Genomic DNA, 21,804 nt, shown 5'->3' with positions numbered 1-21,804 from the left:
ATTAACGCTTTTATAAAACAAACAGCCCCCTGATATGTTGCAGGAGGCTGTATATAAAATTATTACCGCTATTTAAGGCATAATAATTAATGGACTGCCACCGGAAATTTCTACTAACTCTAAATCAAATATCAGGTCTTTTCCGGCTAATGGATGATTAGCATCTAAAACTACTACATCATCTCTTACTTCCACAATTACGACAGGAAAATTTTGTCCCTGACCATTGCTCATATTCAGCTGCATACCTACTTCAGGAGTTAAGTCGGCAGGAAAACGATTTTTAGGGAACTCCATAATCATTTCTTGCTGTACAGGGCCATAGGCTTCACTTGCAGGAATATGAATGGTTTTCTTTTCACCAACCTGCATTCCGGTTACACCTTCATCAAAGCCGGCAATAACCATTCCGCTGCCTACTTCAAATTCTAGTGGCTCACGGCCTTGAGATGAATCGAATGTAGTACCATCCTCTAATCTTCCATGATAGTGAACTTTAACGGTATCACCTTTTTTTACTTGTTGCATTGCTTTCTAAAATTTTAAATGGTTTAAGAAATTAGCATTGGATTGATCATAGCCAATTGTTTGGTGTTGAAAGATATACAACCTAAAAAAAGGCATTGAACACTAACTTCAAGTGCAAATTACGGCTTAGCATCAGAACAGACAATTAATTTTCGTTAACTTTCCCCCAATATATTATCATTCAATTAGTTATAAAAATTCCATGATTACAAAATTTTATATTTATATGCGAACATTTGCTTCGGGAAAACATAGATTTTCATTTTGGACTCAAGGCACAAAAACAATGTTCATTGTTGTAATGACGCTTCTGTACATTGCCGGATTCAGCCAACCCAAAAATGCCATATTACCCGGAGCTTATCAAACGCAAACCTATTTTAAATGGTTGAAGTATAAACGTGTAGCATTGTTTGCTAATCATACTGCTACCATTGAGCATAAACATTTAATTGATACACTTGTAAATGCCGGTTTCCATGTAGTAAAAGCATTTGGACCGGAACACGGTTTTAGAGGCACCGCTGATGATGGCAAAGTTATTAATGATACCATTGACCCTATTACCGGCATTCCCATTATTTCTTTATACGGCAATAAAAGAAAACCGACCAAAGAAGATTTGGAAGATGTAGACATTATTTTAATTGATATACAAGATGTAGGTACCCGATTTTATACCTTTATTTCATCCGTTCAGGAAATATTAGAATCCGCCTTTGAAAACAACAAGTCTGTTATTTTATTAGACCGACCTAACCCTAATGGCTTTTATATAGATGGTCCTGTGTTGGATACCACGTATAGAAGTTTTGTGGGCATGCAACCCATACCCATTGTTTATGGAATGACCATTGGTGAATATGCCAATATGTTAATTGGTGAACATTGGCTTTCGAAACAAGCTGACCGTAATTTTTATGAACATTATGCACAGCATGAGTTTTCCAAATACTTGCCTTCATTTTTAATTGTACGTTGTAAAAATTATGACCATAACAGCAAATACCAATTACCGATTCCACCTTCACCCAATTTGCCGGATATGGCCAGTGTTTATTGGTATGCCGGCAATTGTTTGTTTGAAGGAACGGTATTGAGTGAAGGTAGAGGCACGCCGCATCCATTCTGTTATATTGGGCACCCCAGCTTACCCGACACCTTATTTTCATTCATACCAAAGCCCGGCCCCGGTGCAGCCAACCCTAAATTAAATGGTCAAACCTGCTTTGGTTGGAATTTATTTGCACCTGAGCAGGAAGTTTTAAATTCTATCAACAATCACTTACCCATTCAATATTTACTAAAAGCCTATCAATTATTTCCCGACAAAACACACTTTTTTATGCTACCCAAAAATGGGGATAAAAAAATGAGTGCGTTTAACCGTTTAGCCGGCACTGATGAATTAATGAAACAAATAGAAGCGGGACTCAGCGAAGGAAGCATTAGAGCAAGCTGGCAACCGAAACTGCAAGCTTTTAAAAAAATTAGAAAAAAATATTTATTGTATAAAGATTTTTATTGAGCGGAAAACGGGACTCGAACCCGCCACCTTCAGTTTGGGAAACTGATGCTCTACCGGATGAGCTATTTCCGCTTATAACAGCAAGTTACAAAACATTTGCATACACTACATTTGCACCATGCAAATTTCCGACATTAGAATCATTTTCATGGGCACACCCGATTTTGCTGTGGCATCATTAGACGCCCTAATACAAGCAGGTTGTAATATTGTTGCTGTAGTAACTGCCCCCGATAAACCGGCCGGGCGTGGCATGCAATTACAACAAAGTGCCGTTAAACAATATGCTGTTGCCAAACAAATACCTGTTTTACAACCGGAAAAATTAAAAAACGAAACATTTATTGCTTCATTAAAAGCTTTGCAACCTCATTTACAAATTGTAGTGGCATTTAGAATGCTTCCGGAAATAGTATGGAGTTTGCCTCCTATGGGTACCATTAATTTACATGGCTCATTATTACCGCAATACCGTGGTGCCGCACCCATTAATTGGGCTATTATTAATGGCGAAACTACCACCGGAGTTACTACGTTTAAATTGCAACATGCAATAGATACAGGAAATATTTTATTGCAAGAACCAATTACAATTTTACCTAACGAGAATGCAGGACAATTACACGACAAAATGAAAGTAGTTGGGGCAGCATTATTGGTAAAAACCATTCAACAATTAGCATCGGGAACATTAAAAGAAACTCCTCAATCCGAATTAATTTCGGCAGAAGCTATAAAACATGCACCAAAAATTTTTACAGAAACCTGTTTAATTAAATGGGAACAACCTGCTGTAAATATTTATAATTTAATTAGAGGTTTATCGCCTTATCCGGGAGCATTTACGCATTTAGATGGCAAGAAACTAAAGATTTACGAGGCTACCATTGATAATTCATCTACAAAAAATATTCCTGCTGGCACTTTTGTAACCGATGGCAAAAGTGAATTAAAAATTGCAGCACTCGACGGATGGTTACACATTACCGACTTGCAATTAGAAGGCAAAAAAAGAATGGATGTTGCGAGTTTTTTAAGAGGATATCGCCATTTATTAAATTAGCTGTTAATACTGTACGGTAACAGGAAAAGTTTTATCTGCCATTCCTAATACGGAAGCAGCAGCATTACTTAATCGCAATAGTAAACCATTATCTTCTTTAATATTGGGTAATGCGCCCAATACTTTTGCATATACTACTCGTTGGTTACTTTCAATTTTAACAATAGTTCCCTCGGGAATATTATTAATCAACACATAATACTTTTTATCCATCCAGCCACTGGCAGTTTTAAAAACAGATGCATTGCCGGAAATTGATTGTCCAGTTTGTTTGTAATATTCAGTAAAAAAGCCGGTAACAGGTATATCATCAGCACTCACACTAGTATTAACACTTGTTACTTCTTTTTGAGAAGTGGGTGTAGCAGCAGTAGCAGGAATATTGTTTGCTGTATTTGGTGTTGAAGACTTTGATACATTGGATGTTGTAGCCGTTACAACCGATGTTTGTTTGGTTTGTGCCGGCAATGAAGATGTGGCATTTGCAGTTTCATTTGTAACAACTGAACTATTTGAGGCAACAGATGCAGCAGCACTTGCACCAATACTTAACCGTTGCCCTGTGTGAATATTTGTAGTGGTTAAATGATTCCATTCTTGTATTTGTGCAACAGTAACCTTATATTTTCTACTTATTCCATATAAAGTTTCTTTTGGTTCTACAACATGCACTAAAGGTTGTGTATTATTTTGTGGTTGTGTGTTTTCTGTTGTTTGTGCAGCAGGAACTTTATTGGAAGCTGAAGCAGTCACTTTTTCGCCTTTTACGGGTATTTTTACTTTTTCACCAATACGTAAAACGCTTTTACTGTTCATACCGTTTAATCGCATAATATCACCAACAGTAGTATGATATTGACGCGCTAAAGCTGATAAAGTTTCCCCATGTTTTATTACATGTACAATTGTATTACCTGTTTGTGCCTTTAGTGAAACAAACAGTAACATACTGAAAGAAAAAATGCTCGCTTTAAAAACAGATGTAACAGTCATATCCATTTATTTTTTCAACTTGTTGGTAAAATTAATCTTTTAAAATTCTCCATTCAGATGGATAATAGTTATTGACCCGATTGGGTAAAACTTTTACCCAACCCAATCTTAATCCACAATAGCTTACTGCATTCCAACCCATGTTCCCATTTAATTCAATGGGTTGTTTACGCAAATATGCTAAAGCTTCATTTAAATGTAACTCAATTTGGTTTACAGATGGTAATTGCAGCAAACTTAGCGCCAATTCGTGCGAAGGAATAAAATCTTTTCCTTTTAAGCTACCCAAACTGATACCCGCTCTTTTTATATACAAATGCTTTGATACCATTAGTAATGTCCGCCAGTAAACTTTCGATATAATTTTGAAGGAATCTTCTTGCAAAAAAAACTGATAAAAGTCCGGTATTTGAAACATTGCTTCAATTGGTGCTGTTTGTTTTGCCGACGGAATAGCAATATGGGCTTCAAGCCAATTTTGGAACACACCTTCAATAACATTGGGCTTTTTAAATACTGCTACAAAGAATCCCTCCCCTTTTACTTTATCGGGGAAAAATCGATAGCCCCATGCCGCATTCAGTGAAGATTGCACTTCTACAATACCCCACTCGGGTTGAATTTGCACCCGAACACTCTCCAATCCATATTCATTACACAAATAGTCTGTAATATTTTCGTCTTCCTCTACAGAATATGAACAAGTGCTGTAAATAAACAATCCACCCGGTTTTAAACAGCCAATAATTTCCTTACTTATTTTTTGTTGGCGTAAACTACATGCTGCAACATTTTCAACACTCCACTCTTCAACAGCATTTTTATCCTTCCGAAAAAGACCGCTACCACTGCAAGGCGCATCCAATAATATTACATCAAAAAAATGTGACAGTTTTTCAAAATGGCGAGGTTCATTGTTGGTAACAATTATATTATCAGTTCCCCACTTCATTACATTTTCACTTAATATTGCCGCACGTGATTTTATTATTTCATTGGCAACAACTATTCCATGCTTAAAATATGCGGATAGTAATGTTGTTTTTCCGCCCGGCGCAGCACTAATATCTAATACAACTTCATTTGTAGGATTTGGAATGGTTTGATTCAGTATGGCTTCAATAAACATGCTACTGGCTTCTTGTACATAATAAGCACCCGCATGCAATAATGGATCGAGTGTAAATGAAGGTCGTTCAGTTAAATACCAGGCGTCAGTAGCCCAAGGTACCGGTGCTTGTAATAGTGAACTAAAAGGAATTTCTTTTAAATAAGGTTTTTTGAAGGGGTTGAATCGAATAGAAGTTATACCCTGTGTTTGTTGATGTGCAGCCATAAAAGCTTCAGCATCAAAACCGGGAATTCCTTTTAATGAATGAATGAATGCAGTAGGTAACACCCGGCGAAGATAAGTGGCAATGAGCTATAAAAGGTGGGTGATTTTATTTTTTTTAATGAAATCACCCTATCAGAAAAATATTTAAAGTGCCTTGATTTCATTGATCAAATCTTGCAAAACTTTTTTTCCATCACCAAACAACATAGAAGTTTTGGGTTGATAAAACAAGTCGTTCTCTATACCTGCGTAGCCGGGTTTCATGCTTCGCTTATTTACAATTACCGTTTTGGCCTGTTCAACATCCAAGATAGGCATTCCATAAATGGGTGATGAAGGATTATTTTTTGCAGCAGGATTCACCACATCATTAGCACCTAATACCAACACCACATCCGTTGTTTTTAAGGCATCATTGGCTTGTTCTAATTCCAGCAATTTATCATAACTAACATCGGCTTCAGCTAATAATACATTCATATGCCCCGGCATACGACCGGCAACGGGGTGAATGGCATAGCCAACCTCAACACCTTTTTCTTCCAACAATTTTTCTAGTTCATGACAAGTATGTTGAGCCTGTGCAACCGCAAGACCATACCCCGGCACAATCATTACTTTATTAGCATAACGCATTACCATTGCCGCATCGCTAATGCTAATTTCTTTATACGTTCCACCAGTGGTTCGGGCATTACCACCACCGGAAGTTTCATTACCACCAAATGAGCCGATTAACACATTGGTTAAACTACGGTTCATTGCCTTACACATTAAAATAGTTAATAAAGTTCCTGCAGCACCAACCAAAATGCCGCCTGTGAGCATGGCTTTATTATTGTACAGGAAACCACCACAAGCTGCAGCAACGCCAGTAAATGAATTTAATAAGGAAATAACAACTGGCATATCAGCACCGCCTATTGGCAACACAAATAGCACACCGTAAATTAATGCTAATATAACCGTGGCAATAAAAAAATAATCTGCATAAGCATTTACAGCAAAGAAGGTAATAATGGCTAAAACAATAACCCCTGCAAATATTAACAAGTTAATAGTATGTTGGGCTTTAAAAATTACATCTTTAAAACTACCGTTTAATTTACCCCATGCTACCATACTTCCGGCAAAAGAAACACTTCCAATTATGGAACCGGCAACAATAGCCAAATAATGCCCGGGGACAACTCCTTCAGAAAAATGAACATAATTCATTTTTTCTGCCGCTCTAAAAACATAATCAAATTCAATTACAGAAATCAATGCAGCACAAGCACCACCCATACCATTAAAAAAACTTACCATTTCAGGCATTGCTGTCATCTTTACTTTTTTAGCAGCAACCACACCAATAATAGCACCAATAATTAAAGCTGCAAAAATCCATGCATAATTATGAAGCGGTAATCCATCTTCATCTTTATATAAAAAAATAGTTCCAACAATTGCAATAAACATTCCTGCTGCTGCAACTAAATTTCCACGACGTGCAGTAGCGGGACTGGACAACATTTTTAAACCAACAATAAAAGTAACGGCAGCAACTATATAACAAATGGTTAAAATATCAAACTTCATAACCAAGGCTTTAGTAAATATTATTTTTTCTTCTTAAACATTTCCAACATTCTGTCAGTAACCACAAATCCGCCAACTACGTTTAAAGTACCTAGAATTACTGCCAGAAATCCTAAAATAAGTGCCAAATAATTATGTTCTGATGCACGTCCCATTACTATAATGGCACCAATAATAACTACCCCGTGAATAGCATTGGCACCGCTCATTAGCGGTGTATGCAGTACACTGGGAACCCTGCCTATAATTTCAATTCCTAGAAATATCATCAGAATAACTATGTAAATCATTTGCTGATTGGCAGATATCCACTGCAATGTTGCTTCCATAATATAAAAAATTTATTTCAACTAATTATTTAACGCCAAAACGCGTTCATTCACAATTTTGCCATTGTAAGTAATACAACAACCTTTTACAATATCATCATCGAAAGAAATATTCAACTTACCTTCTTTGGAAATTATCAATTGTAAAAAGTTAAAAACATTTTTACCATATAATTTACTGGCATCAAACGGCATTGTGCCGGGTAAATTGCTGTAACCCATAATGGTAACCCCGTTTTCAGTAACAACGGTTTCATTATTTTTTGTAAGTGGTGTATTGCCACCGGTTGCAGCGGCTAAATCAACAATAATACTGCCGTTTCGCATTTGTTGAATCATAGCTTCTGTTAGTAACAGCGGTGCTTTTTTACCGGGTATTTGAGCTGTGGTAATAATAATATCGGCTTTTTTGGCCGCTTCAGCAATGCGTTGCTGTTGTTTTTGCTGATACTCGGCTGATTGCTCAACTGCATAACCACCGGCTTTTGAAGCATCGGCTGCGCCTTCCACTTCAACAAATTTTGCACCTAGGCTCATCACTTCCTCTTTTACTGCCGGACGTGTGTCAAACACCTCAATTACAGCTCCTAATCGTTTAGCAGTTGCAATTGCTTGCAAGCCTGCAACACCTGCTCCTAATACCAATACCTTGGCAGGTGGTATACTTCCGGCAGCAGTAATGAACATGGGAAAATATCGACCATAATTAGCGGCAGCCAATAAAACTGCCTTATAACCCGCAATATTTGCCTGACTACTGAGTACATCCATACTTTGTGCACGGGTGGTACGCGGTATGGTATCTAAACTAAACGTAATTAAATTTTTGTTAGCCCATAATTGCATTTCTGCATAGTTATACAGAGGCTGATATACACCTATAACAACGGTGCCGGGTTTTATAATTTGTAAATCATCATTAGTGAGGGGAAGAATGCTGAAAATAATTTGAGCATTTTGTAAAATTTCCGATCGTGAATGTATACTGGCGCCGGCTTGTTGATAAACTTCATTGGTAGCATAAGCTGCAGCACCGGCATTTTCTTGTACCCAAATTTCAATATTCAATTTTAATAATCCAGCTAAATGTTCGGGCAAAAAAGATACCCTGTTTTCGCCTGTCGGTTCTTTCAATATCCCTGCTATCATGTGCATTACATTATAAATCAAATTTAGTTGTTTTTATAATGCATTTTTCTTTTTTTATATGAAGGGTTTGCTAAATTTTACAGATTAGAATAAAGGTTTTTTCATCATAAAATGCAACAACATTGCAATGAAATTAATGCAAACAAATAAGCTGATGAATGCTTTATCTTTTTTGCCTGAACATCTGTATCACCAAACTTAATAGCGAATAATGAAATGCTGCTTTTGTTTGAATGCTTTTTTAAAAACAACTATTCCAACAAAAAACAAGTCAATAGTTGCAGATACAGCATCGTGGTTTTGTATATTTTGCCATGCCTGTTCCATTTCTTTACTCCAATGTATATCATCAAAAACCAAAATGCTGTGTTCATTAATCTTTGGCAATAATAAATGAAAGTAATTAAGCGTTGGTTCAAAACGATGGTTACCATCAATAAAAGCAAAATCAACGGTATTTAATTGTTGCAGTAAATTGGGTAATACTACATCAAAATTTCCAACTAAAGAATGTACATTTTTCAACCCTAACTTTTCAAAATTTTCATTGGCTAACTCAGCAATAGCAGGTGATCCTTCTATCGTATAAACGTTGGCATTTGAAGCTGCCTTGGCCATATATGCCGTAGTTATACCCAATGAAGTACCTAATTCAACAATTATATTGGGTTTATAATGGGCAACCATTTTTGCAATTAACACACTATACTTAAATGGTTTTAATGATGACTTTGCAACGGTGGCCACTTTGCGTGTATTTTGTTTAATTACTCGTGAGCCTGCACCAAAATCTTCAATTTGAATTAAGTTGTGATTGTTTTTTAATTGTCGTCTAAACGCTTCAATTTGATTAGATGAATTGGGAAGTTTCTTTTTGTTTAAAACTTGCTGAGTAAAATCAAAAACAAATGGAGAATGTATGCCATGGCCTTTACCATTTTTTGCATTAATAAAATAGCGTATATATTTTAAAGCCAATTGCGTTTTAGAATACATAATTTTGTTTGCGGAAATAAAATGATAAGCTGCAAAATACTATGATAAAGTTAATTACGGCTAAATGCGTTTCCAACATTGAAAAGAATATGCATAAGCATGCTTTTCATCAATCGTAAAATTTTCTTCTGATGACAACTGCCATTCCGTTCTGCTAAAATTGGGGAAAAATGCATCTGCATCATTAAATACGGCATGTACACGAGTTATGTATATTTTATGAGCCATACCAATTGTTTGGGCATACACTTCACTTCCACCCAATATCATAAGTTCTTTATAACCTTTGTTTAGGCAGTTTTCAATTGCAGCAGCAATACTGTGTACTATGGTAATTCCTTTAACATTTAAATCAGCATTTCTGGTTAACACCATATTCCATCGGCCATTGAGTGGTTTATTTTCCAATGCATTCAATGTTTTACGACCATATAGCACTGGCATAGCCCATGTTTTATTTTTAAAAAATTTTAAATCGTTGGGTAAATGCCACAACAAGGCATTGTTTTTACCTATGGCATTATTTTCGGCTGCAGCCACAATTAACGTAATAATAGGTAAAGTTTGTTGAGTAGTTAAATCAAATTTATTTTGCACAGGTTTTCATTAATTTATACTGCAATTGGGGCTTTTATTGCCGGATGAAATTGGTAATTTTCTAATTTAAAATCATCATAATCAAAATCAAAAATATTAGTAATATCAGGATTTAAATGCATGGTAGGCAAAGGATAAGGATTTCTGCTTAACTGCAAATTTGCCTGCTCAATATGGTTATTATACAAATGTACATCACCAAAAGTATGAATAAATTCTCCGGGTTGTAAATTACATACTTGTGCTATCATTAAAGTTAACAGTGCATAAGATGCAATATTAAAAGGAACCCCCAAAAAAACGTCGGCACTGCGTTGGTAAAGTTGACAACTTAGCTTACCATTGGCAACATAAAATTGAAACATGGCATGGCAAGGCATTAAGGCCATTTTAGGCAAATCGGCTACGTTCCAAGCACTAACAATTAAGCGCCTGCTATCGGGATTGGTTTTAATTTGTTGAATTACGTCTGAAATCTGATCAATGGTATTCCCATCAGCGCCCTTCCAACTCCGCCATTGATGCCCGTAAACAGGTCCTAATTCACCATTAGCATCGGCCCATTCATCCCAAATAGTTACGCCATGCTCATTTAAGTATTTAATGTTAGTATCGCCTTTTAAAAACCATAAAAGCTCGTAAATAATGCTTTTTACGTGCATTTTTTTGGTGGTTACCAAAGGAAAACCTTCTGCTAAATCAAATCGCATTTGATAGCCAAAACAACTTATAGTCCCGGTACCGGTTCTATCATTCTTTTGTTGGCCATTATCTAGTATAAATTGTAATAATTGATGGTATTGCTTCATACTGCAAAATACAAACACTATGGCAAAGCAAACCACAATTGCGTGTAAATGTTCAAAACCTGTGAATATTCTGACAAACTATTCCAAACCTTCTTTTAATAGTTTTTTGTATCCAACATTTTCCTAAATTTAGTTTTTAAGGAAATGCATATTTCATTACAAGCCATGAGCAGGAAAACTAAATCGTCCATATGAAAACTAGTGCACTCAGTCAATATAGCAATAATTTGGTTATAAAAACCAATGCTCAATGGGCGATTGAAGAAGTATGGCCAGAAAAAAATGCTTACTTTAAACAAACGGAACATTGGCTTCAAAAGCCCTTACAGCATATTATAATTTTTAGTGAGCAGGATGTTTTCATGAATGAATTAAAAAAATTCAAACTTTCCAACAACAAAACTGTAAGCTTTCAAACATTTATTTTGAATGAGAAAAAGAAAAAATTTGCTGCTGAATTGATTATTCAAAAAAAATTTAAAACAGGAAAAATCAATCATTTCATTATAAATGTTCAACAAATTCAATCTTTACAATTGAAGCCAAAATCATTTCCTGTTCCTTTATTGTTAAGAGAAACTATTTTAGATAATATACATGCCGCAATACTCATTTTAAATAAAAACGGCGAAATTACCTATTTAAATAAAGCTGGTGAAAGAATAACCGGATACAATTTTGCAACTATAGCAAATAAAAATTGGTTTGAATTGTTTGTACCTGAAAATGAGCGTAAAAAAACTATTGCAATTTTTCAGAAACTAAAATCAGGCGAAGAAAGTATTGATCATGAAAATGCAATTATTACCAAGCAAAAAAATACGAAAATAATACAATGGAAAAATACGGCAATATATTCGGGTAAAACGTTTCAGGGCACTTTAAGTATTGGCTTAGATGTAACGGAACTTAAAAATGCTTACGATGCAATAAAACAAAGCGAACGCAAATTTCAGTCAATAACGGAAGCCATACCCATAGGTTTAACCATTTGCGAAACAAACGGCAAGGTGTTATATATGAATCAAGCATTCAGGCAAATGTTTGGTTACAAAGTATCAGAAATAAAATCCGTTCACGATTGGTTCAACAGGGCATATCCTAATAAAGCATCAGCTGAGCAAGCGAAAAAAAGATGGAATGCCCACGTAAAAAATGTACAAGAAAAACCCATAGAAGATTCCATTGAATTAAAATTGCTGACTCACAAAAGAAAAGAAAAAATTATTGAGTTAAAAACAACCTATAACAACGGATATATATATCAAATTTTTATTGACCTTACTGAAAAAAGGAAATTGGAAGCCGAAGCAAAAGAACAGGCATTGAAATTTAAACGCATTATTGAAAACTTTCCAATACCTATGGCCAGCTGCGATTTAAATTATAATCTTCTGTTTACCAATAATAAGTTTGAAGAAGTATTTGGATACAAAATGGATGAAATAAAAAAATATCCAGCTTGGTTCAAAAAAATTAAATTCAATACACCGGAAGATGAAGCAAAACATGATGAAGAATTTTATGGTTATTTAAAAGCCAGGAAAACCGATCCCGATAAACTTGCACCTGTTCTGTATCGTCAGATTTATAATAAAAAAGGGGAACTAAGAGACATTAACATTACTTTTAATTTATTTGACAATGAACTTTTTGCCGTATTAGAAGATGTTACCGAGCAAAATAAATATATAAAACTATTACAGGAAAGTGAAGAACGCTTTAAAGCACTGGCACAAAATATGCCCATTGCAATAGGAAGTTATGATACAGACGGATCCGTAAATTTTATTAATCAATATTTCATTAAAACAATCGGATATACCGCCGAAGAATTACCAACCATTGAAGCATGGTATGCCAAAACACAACCTGATCCTATCAAACGGCAACAATATTATCAACATTGGGTATCATTAATTGAAGCATTTAGTAAAAATCCTCAACAAGAAATACCCTATGTAGAAAGTGATATTACCTGCAAAGACGGAAGCATTAAAACATTTAGCTATTTATTTAGTATTTACAAAAAAACAGTGTACATCATTTTTGTAGATATTACGGAAAGAAGAAAAGCAGAAAAAGAGCTAATGGCTTCGCACATACAGTTACAACGCTTATCAGCGCATCAGCGACGTACAAAAGAAGCTGAGCGAAAATATATAGCCGAACACATACATGATAGTGTTAGCCAGCCTGTTACAGGTATGAAGATTGATTTAACGGTTATTAAAAATAAGCTGTTAAAAACTCAGCCTGACTTAGCAGAGAAATTGCAACACAATATTGAAATTGCCAATCAAGTTATTTTAGCTACCCGGAAGATGGCAACTGATTTAAGACCCAGTATCCTAGACGATTTTGGACTTGCTGCTGCCATTGAATGGGAATGTCGAGAATTTGAAAAAAAGACCGGCATTCTTTGCTATTTTGAATATGATAACAGTTTAAAAGATGAATCATCAGAAATACAATCAAACCTTTACCGAATTGTACAAGAAGCTCTTAATAATATTGATAAGTTTTCACAGGCCACTAAAATAACAATAGAATTATATAAAAAAGAAAATAATATTCAGTTGCGCATCACCGATAATGGAAATGGTCATGACATTGAAGAAAAATTGAAAACATTAGCTATTATTGGAATTAAAGACAGAGCCAGAAACCTAAAAGGTACTTTTAGTATTGAGCCCAACAAAAACCGTGAAGGCAGCCAATTATTACTTACCATTCCGCTAAAAACAAAGAATTAATACTTTTTTACTACAATTTGTTTTATTAAAATTCGTTTAAGTGTAGAAAATATACTACAATTAAATGATGTGAATAGCTATTTAGTACTAAGCTTATTAAGCTTTACTTTGTTATACTAAATGCATATACCTATCGAGAAGCTTTTTACTCCAGCCCGTCTTTAAAATCGACTATCCTTACATCTTATTTCTATGAAAATAGATGCACTATTTCCCCTTCGGGGGAAATAGATGCAAAGCCAGTACGGGATAAAATAATTAACTCGTATTAAAACAAAAAAAAGTATGATTATTACAAAAAGTGAAAGAAAGTACATGGCTAAGAATTTAAAAGTATTACTAATAGACGATTCAACAATTATACTTACAGTAATGTCGGAGGTATTGTCAACTGTACCCTGCGTTTCCTCTATCAAAACAAGTTCTGCACCCGTACAGGCATTACAAACCATTGAAGAATTTAAACCCGATGTTTTATTATTAGACATCAATATGCCCGAAAAAAATGGCATTGAAGTTTTGAAAGAAGTAAAAGAAAATTACCCAGAAGTAAAGGTGATTATGTTAACCAATCATTCTACTGAGTATTACAGAAATACCTGCTTCAATATCGGAGCATATCAATTTATTGACAAAGCCAATGAATTCGATAAAATAGCACCCATAATGGAAAAAATAAGCACCGAAGCAGACGGAATTCTAAATGCTAACTAATGAAAAAAAGTTAGCTTCTGTTTAAAATTAGGCATGAATTGCTGCGGCTAGTTTTCTGCGTTTCAACTCTTTCTTAATAAGTAACAATTCGCGATTGGTTTGTCCACTTACGCTGGAGTTTTCTTGGGCTCTACGCATTAAATAAGGAATAACATCTCTAATTGGTCCAAATGGCAAATACTTACTAATATTAAAACCGGCTTTGGCTAAATTAAAAGTTATGTTATCGCCCATTCCATATAATTGTGAAAAATGTAAATGGGCATGATTGTGAGATAACCCGGCTTTATCGGCCAGTTCTGCAGCTAATAAATTACTGGCTTCATTGTGTGAAGCAACAATCACAGATATGTCATTAATATTTTCAATACAGTATTTTACAGCGGCATTAAAATCGTTATCAGTATTTTCTTTATTTAATTGTATGGGGCTTTCATAACCCATTTGTTGTGCTCTGGCACGCTCTTTTTCCATATAGGCCCCACGCACTAGTTTTAATCCCAATACAAAATTTTGTGCTTTCGCTATTTGATGAGATATATGCAAAAACTTCAGTCTATCTTGACGATATAGCTGAATGGTATTATATACTACAGCCTTCTCTTTATTAAATATCTCCATCATTTCCATGGTAAGCCGGTCAATAGGATCTTGTATCCAGGTTTCTTCGGCATCAATTAAAACGCCAATATTTTTTTCTGCAGCAGCATTGCAAATGGCATACATTCTATCAACCACCCTACTCCATTCATCCATTTCAGATTCATTATCATGAATACCGCTTCTTAAACGGGGTGCTTCATTTAATTTCTGTAATAGTTCAAAACGAGCAATGCCCGTAACCTTAACACTAATAAATGGAATATTTTTTTGAGTTCCGGCGTATTCAATTGTTTTTATAAATGATTCAGTGGCATGGTCAAAATCAGCTTCATTTTGCTTGCCTTCAACCCCATAGTCTAAAATTACCTGAACACCGTATTTTGCTAATTTTTCCACAACCGGTGCAGTTTCTTCTAAGGTTTCACCCCCAACAAATTGTTTAAAAATAGTATTCCGAACAATGCCATGTATGGGTAAACCGGTCTTCATTAAAAAAGGAGTAACACGGGTTCCTATAGGCACAAAAAGTGGGTAACCCATGGTAGTAAATAAGAATTTAGCTTGCTTTAATTCTTTATCGGTTTTATAGGCAAATGCTTGTTCCGTATTTTCAAATGAAATTTCCATACTAACAATTGTTCGTGATGCGAATATCGCATGCAAATGGTAAAGTAAAAAATGAGAAATGTTTTTTAAATCAAAATTTACAATTAAAATACAATAAATCGTCTATTTGTATGATTCAATGTGCGAAAATTGTGCATAGCGGTGAGCCACTATTTATAATACTTCAATGGTGCCATTTGCATGGGCAACAATCACAATATTTGCCATGTTAATGAATAACCCATTTTCAACCACACCAACTATTTCATTAATTTGCTGATGCAGTTTTTGTGGGTGCTCTATTAACCCAAAATCGGCATCAATAATAAAATTATGATTATCGGTTTCTAATATTTTACCCGCTTTGTTTAAACGAACGGCTACATTAGCACCCAATTGCTGAATTTTCCGCATGGTAGCTTCATAGCCAAAAGGCACTACTTCAATAGGAATTTTAAATTTTCCTAATTTTTCAACTACCTTATTTTCATCTACTATAATGATATAAAATTTAGTAGCAGCGGCAACAATTTTTTCGCGAAGTAATGCAGCTCCACCGCCTTTTATGAGTTGTTTATCACTGGTGGTTTCATCAGCACCATCAATGGTAATATCAATTGTTTGTATGTCTGCAAAATTAGTCATTGGTATGCCCAATGATCGAGCAAGTTCATCACTTTGAGTAGAAGTGGCGATGCATTGAATAGATAATCCCTGCTGAATTCGTTTGGCCAAAAATTGAATGGCCCAATAGGCAGTACTGCCGGTTCCCAAACCTACTACCATGCCGTTTTTTACATACTCTACTGCTTTCTCGGCCGCTAATTGTTTTAATACAGTTGCATCCATAACACAAATATCAGGCTTCTTTTTCGTAAAGTAATTGCTTTCAATGAAAAACACTTTAGTGTTGCAGCTATCTTAAAATAACCCATGCTATATTTACATCAACACTACATCATAAAATCATAATTTAAAAAGTATGAAAATTCAAAATATAGCTATTTACAAATATTCCATACCCATGGTGCCATTTACAATTGCTACAGGAACCATGCACTTTGCACAAAATATTCTTATAAAAATTTTTACAAATGAAGGTATTATTGGTTGGGGTGAATGCTCTGCTTTTCCGATGATTGTAGGCGAAACACAAAACAGTTGTTATGCACTGGCAAAAGATTTTGCAGGTATCTGGAAAAATAAAAATCCGCTTGAAATTAAAGAACGATTACAAGAATTGCACAACCATGTAGCCGGCAATTACACCATAAAAAGCGCATTTGACATGGCTTTGTATGATATTGCTTCCCAATACCAACAACTTCCCTTGTATGCCTATTTAGGCGGCAAAAACAAAACCATTGAAAGCGACCTAACTATAGGCATTGATACACCTGAAGCAATGGCAAACAGTGCTGTTGATTTTACACAAAAGGGGGTACGTTGTATAAAAGTAAAACTTGGAAAAGATAAAGAAGCGGATATTGAACGAATTAAACAAATACGCAATGCTATTGGCTATACACCAACTATTAGAATTGATGCAAACCAAGGTTGGGAACCTGCTGATGCAAAATTTATATTAAACAAATTAGCCGAATACAAAATTGAATTTTGCGAACAACCTATGGCAAAATACAATGATGATTTATTACCCGAGCTTTGCCAACAATCAACCATACCTATTATGGCCGATGAAAGTGTATTTACAAGCAAAGATGCTAATCGAATAATCAGAACAAAATCTTGTCATTCCATCAATATCAAATTTTCTAAAAGCGGGGGAATTTTAGAAGGGTTAGCTATTCATGATTTAGCTTCTTTACACCATATTCCCTGTATGATGGGAGGTATGCTAGAAAGCCGCTTGGCATTAACGGCCATGGTACACTTTGCTGTTTCACAACCCAATATTCACTATTTCGATTTAGATACCTGCCTTTTAGGACATTTGGAAGATCCGGTAATAAACGGAGTGAACTATAACAATGGTATGCTGCTAACAGCCACTGAAACCCCTGGGTTAGGTGCTACGGTTGATGAAAACTTTTTAAAAACACTGGAAAATATTACAATTTAATATTACATCTGTTATAAAACAATTGCTTATATTATCTTCGCAGCCAAATAATTAGCCATGCAAGGAAGAACAGCCGGCAACAGCTTCACCGTAATGAATGAATTAGTATTACCCAACGATACCAACAGCTTTGGTAACTTAATGGGCGGCAGATTAATGTATTGGATGGATATTGCTGCTGCATTGGCTGCTATGAAGCACAGTAATACACCATCAATGACCGCCAGTGTTGATAATATTAGTTTTAAAAACCCCATTAAACTTGGAAACATTGTACACATTGAAGCCAAAGTAACCCGTTCGTTTAACACTTCAATGGAAATACATTTAAAAGTTTGGGGAGAAGACAGTGTGCACCAATATCAATATGAAAGCAATGAAGCTTATTTCACCTTTGTTGCATTAGACCCCAACGGAAAACCAAGGCCTGTTCCACCTATTATTCCTGAAACCGAAGAGGAAATTAAATTATATGAAGGGGCTTTACGCAGAAGACAATTGCGACTTATTTTGGCCGGCAAAATGAAGCCCGATGATGCCAATGAATTAAAAGCACTATTCAACAAATAAAACAGTTAGCTATTTCTATGATGTGCCCCTTTTAGCATATACTTTTTGCTTTGTTCAATGGCATCCATCACTTGTCCTAAAATATCATCAACACTATCCTCATAATTTATAACCAAAGGGGGTTTAAATGTTATGGATAATTGCACACCTCTTTTTTTCATTTTTAAACCCTTTTTATTGAATGCACGCCAGAAGCCATTAATAACTACCGGCACAACAATGGGTTTACTGTTTTTAATAATGTGTGCTGTACCTTTTCTTCCCGGTGCAAATGGTTTAGTAGTTCCCTGAGGAAAAGTAATAACCCAATTTTTTTCTAAAGCCTTTTGAATTTTTCGCGTATCAGAAGGATCTAAATTTCTTCGAATTTCGGTTGATTCATAGCGCCAAGTACGTTTTACGGTTAATGCACCGGCCAAAATAAACAAGCGTGTTAACCAATTGGTACGCATGGTTTCTTCTGCAGCTACAAAATATACACGAGTGAAAGGATTGAGCAAATAAAATGGAATACCCAATCTATTTTTCTTCCGCCATTTAATAGCACAGAATATATGAATAAAAACCATTACATCTGCAAAATAGGTTTGATGATTGCTAACAAATAACACATTTTTTTTGGGTAATGAAGCAACGTATTCCGTTCCTTCAATTTTTAATTTATTAAATATGGCAATTACAGGATAGGTTATTATGCCAATAATGACATAAATAAGTTTGCGTAACAATTTTATATGCTTTAGCTTTTCAGTAAAGGGCATGTACGTAGTTAGATTTTAGAAAATAAGCTGCACAATATAGCAATTGTTAAGATTCCTTAACACTTCATAATTAGATTTAGAAAATTACAGTTTGAAAAACATGTTCTTCCGACCATTAGAATAAATTTGCACAAAAAATAATGGCATTGAATACAGTTATTTTTGATATGGATGGTTTATTAATTGATAGTGAGCCATTATGGAAAGAAGCAGCAGACGAAGTTTTTGAACAATACAACATTCATCTTTCAGAAACACAATACCATACTACAACAGGTTTACGTACACATGAATTTGTAAGTACATGGTTTCAATTATTTAAAATTCCTGAATCGGAAGTAGCTATTGCCGAAAAAAACATCCTGAATTCAGTTGCAAAAAAAATTGCAGACAAAGGTAAACCAATGCCGGGTGTACCCTATATTTTTAATTTTTTCCAATCTAGGTCTTTTAAAATTGGCTTGGCTTCTTCTTCACCCATGTTTATTATTGAACAGGTTATAGACCAGTTAAACATAAAAAATGTTATTCAAGCAACTGCCTCTGCCGAGCATTTACAATATGGCAAACCACATCCTGAAGTTTATTTAAATTGTGCTTCAGCATTAAATGCCCATCCAACAGAATGTATTTGTTTTGAAGATTCTTTTAACGGCATGATTGCTGCAAAAGCAGCCAGAATGAAGTGTGTTGTTATACCCATGTATCACCAGCAAAAGGAAGAACGTTGGGCTGCAGCTGATTTAAAAATAAGTTCATTACAAAATTTTGGCACATTACATTTAAATGGGTTGTAATTATTTAAATTTTGATAAAAAGGGAAAAAATATTTGGAATATGTTAAATTATCTTTAACTTGCTGTGCCTTTAAAAAAAAGGGCCATCCTGTAGAAACAGAACGACCTCTAACGATTGCTTGCCATATGAAAATTCTTAGAATTCTTTTTAAAAGAAGTTTTTAATAAACTTCTCGAAGATTTTGCCTCTAACGATTTGCCTCTTTAACGATTGCTTCAATACCTTAACTCATCTTCACTATGCAAAAGTAAGATGGGTTTTTTATTGCGGGAAATTAAGTTAGGCATGATTTTATTATGGTAAAAAATAAATAAATTGTGCCAAACCCGCATAAATAAAGCGTTTCACACAAAAATATACATGATGCCCAACAGAAATTCAGATGCTTTATTCCTGCTGATTCAATCACTAGAAAAGTCGGAAAAACGGCATTTTAAATTATATATTAAACGGAGTTCAACTAAAGAAGATTTAAAAGTAGTGCAACTATTTGATGCGCTTGAAAAAATGCAGGATTATGATGAAAAACTTTTATTAAAGCGACTAAATAATATTAGCAAACCTCAATTAGCCAATTTAAAAACACATTTATACAAACAAGTGTTAGCAAGTTTAAGATTGTTGAAAAGTGCAGACAGTATTGATTTGCAGTTGAATGAACAATTAGACTATGCACGCATTCTTTATAACAAAGGGCTTTTCTTGCAAAGTCTTAAAATATTGGAACGGGCTAGGGAAATAGCTATTGCAGCCAACAAATTCAATTTCATGACCCAGGTTCTATCGCTGGAGAAAAAAATTGAAACCTTGCATATTACCCGAAGTATGCCGGGTAAAACAATGCAAATAACAGCTGAAGCTATTAAGGTTAGTGAACATGTTACGCAAGTTTCTGCATTGTCAAACCTTGCCTTGCATTTATATACCTGGTACATCAAAAATGGCCATGCCCGCAATGAACAGGATGAAACAGATGTTAAAATGTTTTTTAAAGAAAATTTGCCGCCTAATGCCTTTCGGTTAAACGGATTTTATGAACGTTTATATTTATACCAAAGCTATACTTGGTATGCTTTTATTAGGCAAGATTTTTTAATGTATTATCGCTATTCCGAAAAATGGCTAACACTGTTTGATGAACATCCTAACATGATTGCCGTTGAAACCGGCCATTTTATTAAAGGTATTCATAACTTATTAAATGCACATTTCGATTTAAGAAATTATGAAAAATTTCAAATTACATTGAAACGATTTGAGGCTTTTGCAAAAAGTGAAGTGGCTAACAAGCACGATAATTTTAGAACGCAAACTTTCATTTACATATACAGCGCAAAAATAAACTGGCACTTAATGACCGGTACGTTTGAAGAAGGTTTAACCATGGTTCCTGAAATGGAAACCGAAATGCAGAAATTGGAAAGATTCATTGATGCACATCGTATTTTAGTTTTTAATTATAAAATTGCATCGTTATATTTTGGTAGCAGGCAGTTTGCTAAATGCATTGATTATCTGCAAAAAATTATTAATGATAATTTTTCGTTGCGGAACGATTTGCAATGCTATGCACGCTTAATGCATTTGTTGGCTCATTACGAGTTGGGGAATTTAGATATTATGGATTCACTGATTAAATCGGTGTATCGTTATATGGCCAAGATGCAAAATCTAACCATTGTAGAAGAGGAAATTTTTGGTTTTTTACGAAGATCATTCTATGCCGGAAAAGTTAAAATGCATGAAGAACTAACCATTTTGTTATCAAAGATTAAGCACCTGGAAAAAAACAGATTTGAAACAAGAGCCTTTGCTTATTTAGATATTATTTCATGGCTTGAATCGAAAGTTTATAATACAACAATGAGTAACGTAATTTATAACAAATATCAACAAAGCAAAAAAAGAAGATATCAAATAACAAATTAAAATTTTAATTAAGCATAAAAAATATTGATATATGCGAGGTGTGGATTTGTAAAAAATAAAAGCGGCTACTTCCTA

At 34.7% G+C, this 21,804-nt stretch carries 20 protein-coding genes and 1 tRNA gene; 8 read left to right on the top strand and 13 right to left on the bottom strand.

All coding sequences use genetic code 11. The features are described from left to right. Positions 1-72 precede the first annotated feature (72 nt). The gene (locus LX80_RS05065) at positions 73-528 is read right to left on the bottom strand and encodes an FKBP-type peptidyl-prolyl cis-trans isomerase (RefSeq protein ID WP_111293947.1); all 456 of its coding nucleotides are present in this window, start codon (positions 526-528) and stop codon (positions 73-75) included. A gap of 226 nt (positions 529-754) precedes the next feature. On the opposite strand from LX80_RS05065, the gene LX80_RS05060 reads away from it, so the two are divergent. Beyond that, a complete protein-coding gene (locus LX80_RS05060; protein ID WP_211307700.1) occupies positions 755-2,056 on the top strand; it encodes an exo-beta-N-acetylmuramidase NamZ family protein in 1,302 nt (433 codons plus the stop codon). Here the strand turns inward: LX80_RS05060 and LX80_RS05055 are convergent. Beyond that, positions 2,056-2,128: transfer RNA gene (locus LX80_RS05055), tRNA-Gly, on the bottom strand. The two genes, LX80_RS05060 and LX80_RS05055, sit on opposite strands and share 1 nt — an antisense overlap. Positions 2,129-2,174: 46 nt before the next feature. Here LX80_RS05055 and fmt point away from each other — a divergent pair. Then, positions 2,175-3,119, top strand: a complete 945-nt coding sequence (gene fmt, locus LX80_RS05050) for a methionyl-tRNA formyltransferase (protein ID WP_245897987.1) — start codon at positions 2,175-2,177, stop codon at positions 3,117-3,119. Positions 3,120-3,122: 3 nt separating this feature from the next. Here the strand turns inward: fmt and LX80_RS05045 are convergent, their stop codons facing one another. The 8 genes from LX80_RS05045 to LX80_RS05010 form a co-directional block, all read right to left on the bottom strand. Beyond that, positions 3,123-4,112, bottom strand: a complete 990-nt coding sequence (locus tag LX80_RS05045) for a LysM peptidoglycan-binding domain-containing protein (protein ID WP_170120380.1) — start codon at positions 4,110-4,112, stop codon at positions 3,123-3,125. 31 nt (positions 4,113-4,143) lie between these two features. Then, positions 4,144-5,511: a methyltransferase RsmF C-terminal domain-like protein gene (locus LX80_RS05040; RefSeq protein WP_111293945.1), complete on the bottom strand. Its 1,368-nt coding sequence runs from the start codon at positions 5,509-5,511 to the stop codon at positions 4,144-4,146. Positions 5,512-5,592: 81 nt separating this feature from the next. Then, entirely contained in the window at positions 5,593-7,029 is a 1,437-nt protein-coding gene (locus LX80_RS05035) for an NAD(P)(+) transhydrogenase (Re/Si-specific) subunit beta (protein ID WP_111293944.1), read from the bottom strand. A 20-nt stretch (positions 7,030-7,049) separates the two neighbouring features. Then, positions 7,050-7,358: an NAD(P) transhydrogenase subunit alpha gene (locus LX80_RS05030; RefSeq protein WP_111293943.1), complete on the bottom strand. Its 309-nt coding sequence runs from the start codon at positions 7,356-7,358 to the stop codon at positions 7,050-7,052. Between the two features lie 21 nt (positions 7,359-7,379). Further along, positions 7,380-8,507: a Re/Si-specific NAD(P)(+) transhydrogenase subunit alpha gene (locus LX80_RS05025; RefSeq protein ID WP_111293942.1), complete on the bottom strand. Its 1,128-nt coding sequence runs from the start codon at positions 8,505-8,507 to the stop codon at positions 7,380-7,382. Between the two features lie 198 nt (positions 8,508-8,705). Further along, on the bottom strand, positions 8,706-9,503 hold the full coding sequence (locus LX80_RS05020) for an O-methyltransferase (RefSeq protein WP_111293941.1): 798 nt from the start codon (positions 9,501-9,503) through the stop codon (positions 8,706-8,708). 60 nt (positions 9,504-9,563) lie between these two features. Beyond that, positions 9,564-10,100 carry a dihydrofolate reductase gene (locus LX80_RS05015; protein WP_245897985.1) on the bottom strand — a complete coding sequence of 179 codons (537 nt, stop codon included), beginning with the start codon at positions 10,098-10,100 and terminating at the stop codon, positions 9,564-9,566. A 14-nt stretch (positions 10,101-10,114) separates the two neighbouring features. Then, positions 10,115-10,909: a thymidylate synthase gene (locus tag LX80_RS05010; RefSeq protein WP_111293940.1), complete on the bottom strand. Its 795-nt coding sequence runs from the start codon at positions 10,907-10,909 to the stop codon at positions 10,115-10,117. A 191-nt stretch (positions 10,910-11,100) separates the two neighbouring features. Here LX80_RS05010 and LX80_RS05005 point away from each other — a divergent pair, with 191 nt between their 5' ends. Then, entirely contained in the window at positions 11,101-13,665 is a 2,565-nt protein-coding gene (locus LX80_RS05005; protein ID WP_111293939.1) for a PAS domain-containing sensor histidine kinase, read from the top strand. 285 nt (positions 13,666-13,950) lie between these two features. Next, positions 13,951-14,379: a response regulator gene (locus LX80_RS05000; protein ID WP_111293938.1), complete on the top strand. Its 429-nt coding sequence runs from the start codon at positions 13,951-13,953 to the stop codon at positions 14,377-14,379. A gap of 27 nt (positions 14,380-14,406) precedes the next feature. Here the strand turns inward: LX80_RS05000 and LX80_RS04995 are convergent, their stop codons facing one another. Together LX80_RS04995 and rpiA are read right to left on the bottom strand one after the other, a co-directional pair. Further along, on the bottom strand, positions 14,407-15,609 hold the full coding sequence (locus tag LX80_RS04995) for a proline dehydrogenase family protein (RefSeq protein ID WP_111293937.1): 1,203 nt from the start codon (positions 15,607-15,609) through the stop codon (positions 14,407-14,409). A gap of 153 nt (positions 15,610-15,762) precedes the next feature. Then, positions 15,763-16,437 (bottom strand): ribose-5-phosphate isomerase RpiA, encoded by a 675-nt coding sequence (rpiA, locus tag LX80_RS04990; RefSeq protein WP_111293936.1) that lies wholly within the window; start codon positions 16,435-16,437, stop codon positions 15,763-15,765. A gap of 133 nt (positions 16,438-16,570) precedes the next feature. On the opposite strand from rpiA, the gene LX80_RS04985 reads away from it, so the two are divergent. Then, positions 16,571-17,671: a mandelate racemase/muconate lactonizing enzyme family protein gene (locus tag LX80_RS04985; RefSeq protein WP_111293935.1), complete on the top strand. Its 1,101-nt coding sequence runs from the start codon at positions 16,571-16,573 to the stop codon at positions 17,669-17,671. A 57-nt stretch (positions 17,672-17,728) separates the two neighbouring features. Next, positions 17,729-18,241, top strand: coding sequence for an acyl-CoA thioesterase (locus LX80_RS04980; protein WP_111293934.1), 513 nt, complete (start codon positions 17,729-17,731; stop codon positions 18,239-18,241). Between the two features lie 5 nt (positions 18,242-18,246). Here the strand turns inward: LX80_RS04980 and LX80_RS04975 are convergent, their stop codons facing one another. Next, on the bottom strand, positions 18,247-19,002 hold the full coding sequence (locus LX80_RS04975) for a lysophospholipid acyltransferase family protein (protein ID WP_111293933.1): 756 nt from the start codon (positions 19,000-19,002) through the stop codon (positions 18,247-18,249). A gap of 140 nt (positions 19,003-19,142) precedes the next feature. Here LX80_RS04975 and hxpB point away from each other — a divergent pair, with 140 nt between their 5' ends. Together hxpB and LX80_RS04965 are read left to right on the top strand one after the other, a co-directional pair. Then, a complete protein-coding gene (hxpB, locus tag LX80_RS04970; protein ID WP_111293932.1) occupies positions 19,143-19,799 on the top strand; it encodes a hexitol phosphatase HxpB in 657 nt (218 codons plus the stop codon). Between the two features lie 361 nt (positions 19,800-20,160). Next, entirely contained in the window at positions 20,161-21,729 is a 1,569-nt protein-coding gene (locus tag LX80_RS04965) for a hypothetical protein (protein ID WP_245897983.1), read from the top strand. The last annotated feature ends 75 nt before the right edge of the window (positions 21,730-21,804 follow it).

Source organism: Hydrotalea sandarakina (genome assembly GCF_003254115.1).
Lineage (GTDB): Bacteria > Bacteroidota > Bacteroidia > Chitinophagales > Chitinophagaceae > Hydrotalea > Hydrotalea sandarakina.
This window is presented reverse-complemented; position numbering and strand designations above follow the sequence as displayed.

Coding starts and splice junctions, on each gene's coding strand:
- LX80_RS05065 (WP_111293947.1), bottom strand. CDS start 528: ATGCAACAAGTAAAAAAAGGTGATACCGTTAAAGTTCACTATCATGGA.
- LX80_RS05060 (WP_211307700.1), top strand. CDS start 755: ATGCGAACATTTGCTTCGGGAAAACATAGATTTTCATTTTGGACTCAA.
- fmt (WP_245897987.1), top strand. CDS start 2,175: ATGCAAATTTCCGACATTAGAATCATTTTCATGGGCACACCCGATTTT.
- LX80_RS05045 (WP_170120380.1), bottom strand. CDS start 4,112: ATGACTGTTACATCTGTTTTTAAAGCGAGCATTTTTTCTTTCAGTATG.
- LX80_RS05035 (WP_111293944.1), bottom strand. CDS start 7,029: ATGAAGTTTGATATTTTAACCATTTGTTATATAGTTGCTGCCGTTACT.
- LX80_RS05030 (WP_111293943.1), bottom strand. CDS start 7,358: ATGGAAGCAACATTGCAGTGGATATCTGCCAATCAGCAAATGATTTAC.
- LX80_RS05025 (WP_111293942.1), bottom strand. CDS start 8,507: ATGATAGCAGGGATATTGAAAGAACCGACAGGCGAAAACAGGGTATCT.
- LX80_RS05020 (WP_111293941.1), bottom strand. CDS start 9,503: ATGTATTCTAAAACGCAATTGGCTTTAAAATATATACGCTATTTTATT.
- LX80_RS05010 (WP_111293940.1), bottom strand. CDS start 10,909: ATGAAGCAATACCATCAATTATTACAATTTATACTAGATAATGGCCAA.
- LX80_RS05005 (WP_111293939.1), top strand. CDS start 11,101: ATGAAAACTAGTGCACTCAGTCAATATAGCAATAATTTGGTTATAAAA.
- LX80_RS05000 (WP_111293938.1), top strand. CDS start 13,951: ATGATTATTACAAAAAGTGAAAGAAAGTACATGGCTAAGAATTTAAAA.
- LX80_RS04995 (WP_111293937.1), bottom strand. CDS start 15,609: ATGGAAATTTCATTTGAAAATACGGAACAAGCATTTGCCTATAAAACC.
- rpiA (WP_111293936.1), bottom strand. CDS start 16,437: ATGGATGCAACTGTATTAAAACAATTAGCGGCCGAGAAAGCAGTAGAG.
- LX80_RS04985 (WP_111293935.1), top strand. CDS start 16,571: ATGAAAATTCAAAATATAGCTATTTACAAATATTCCATACCCATGGTG.
- LX80_RS04980 (WP_111293934.1), top strand. CDS start 17,729: ATGCAAGGAAGAACAGCCGGCAACAGCTTCACCGTAATGAATGAATTA.
- LX80_RS04975 (WP_111293933.1), bottom strand. CDS start 19,002: ATGCCCTTTACTGAAAAGCTAAAGCATATAAAATTGTTACGCAAACTT.
- hxpB (WP_111293932.1), top strand. CDS start 19,143: ATGGCATTGAATACAGTTATTTTTGATATGGATGGTTTATTAATTGAT.
- LX80_RS04965 (WP_245897983.1), top strand. CDS start 20,161: ATGATGCCCAACAGAAATTCAGATGCTTTATTCCTGCTGATTCAATCA.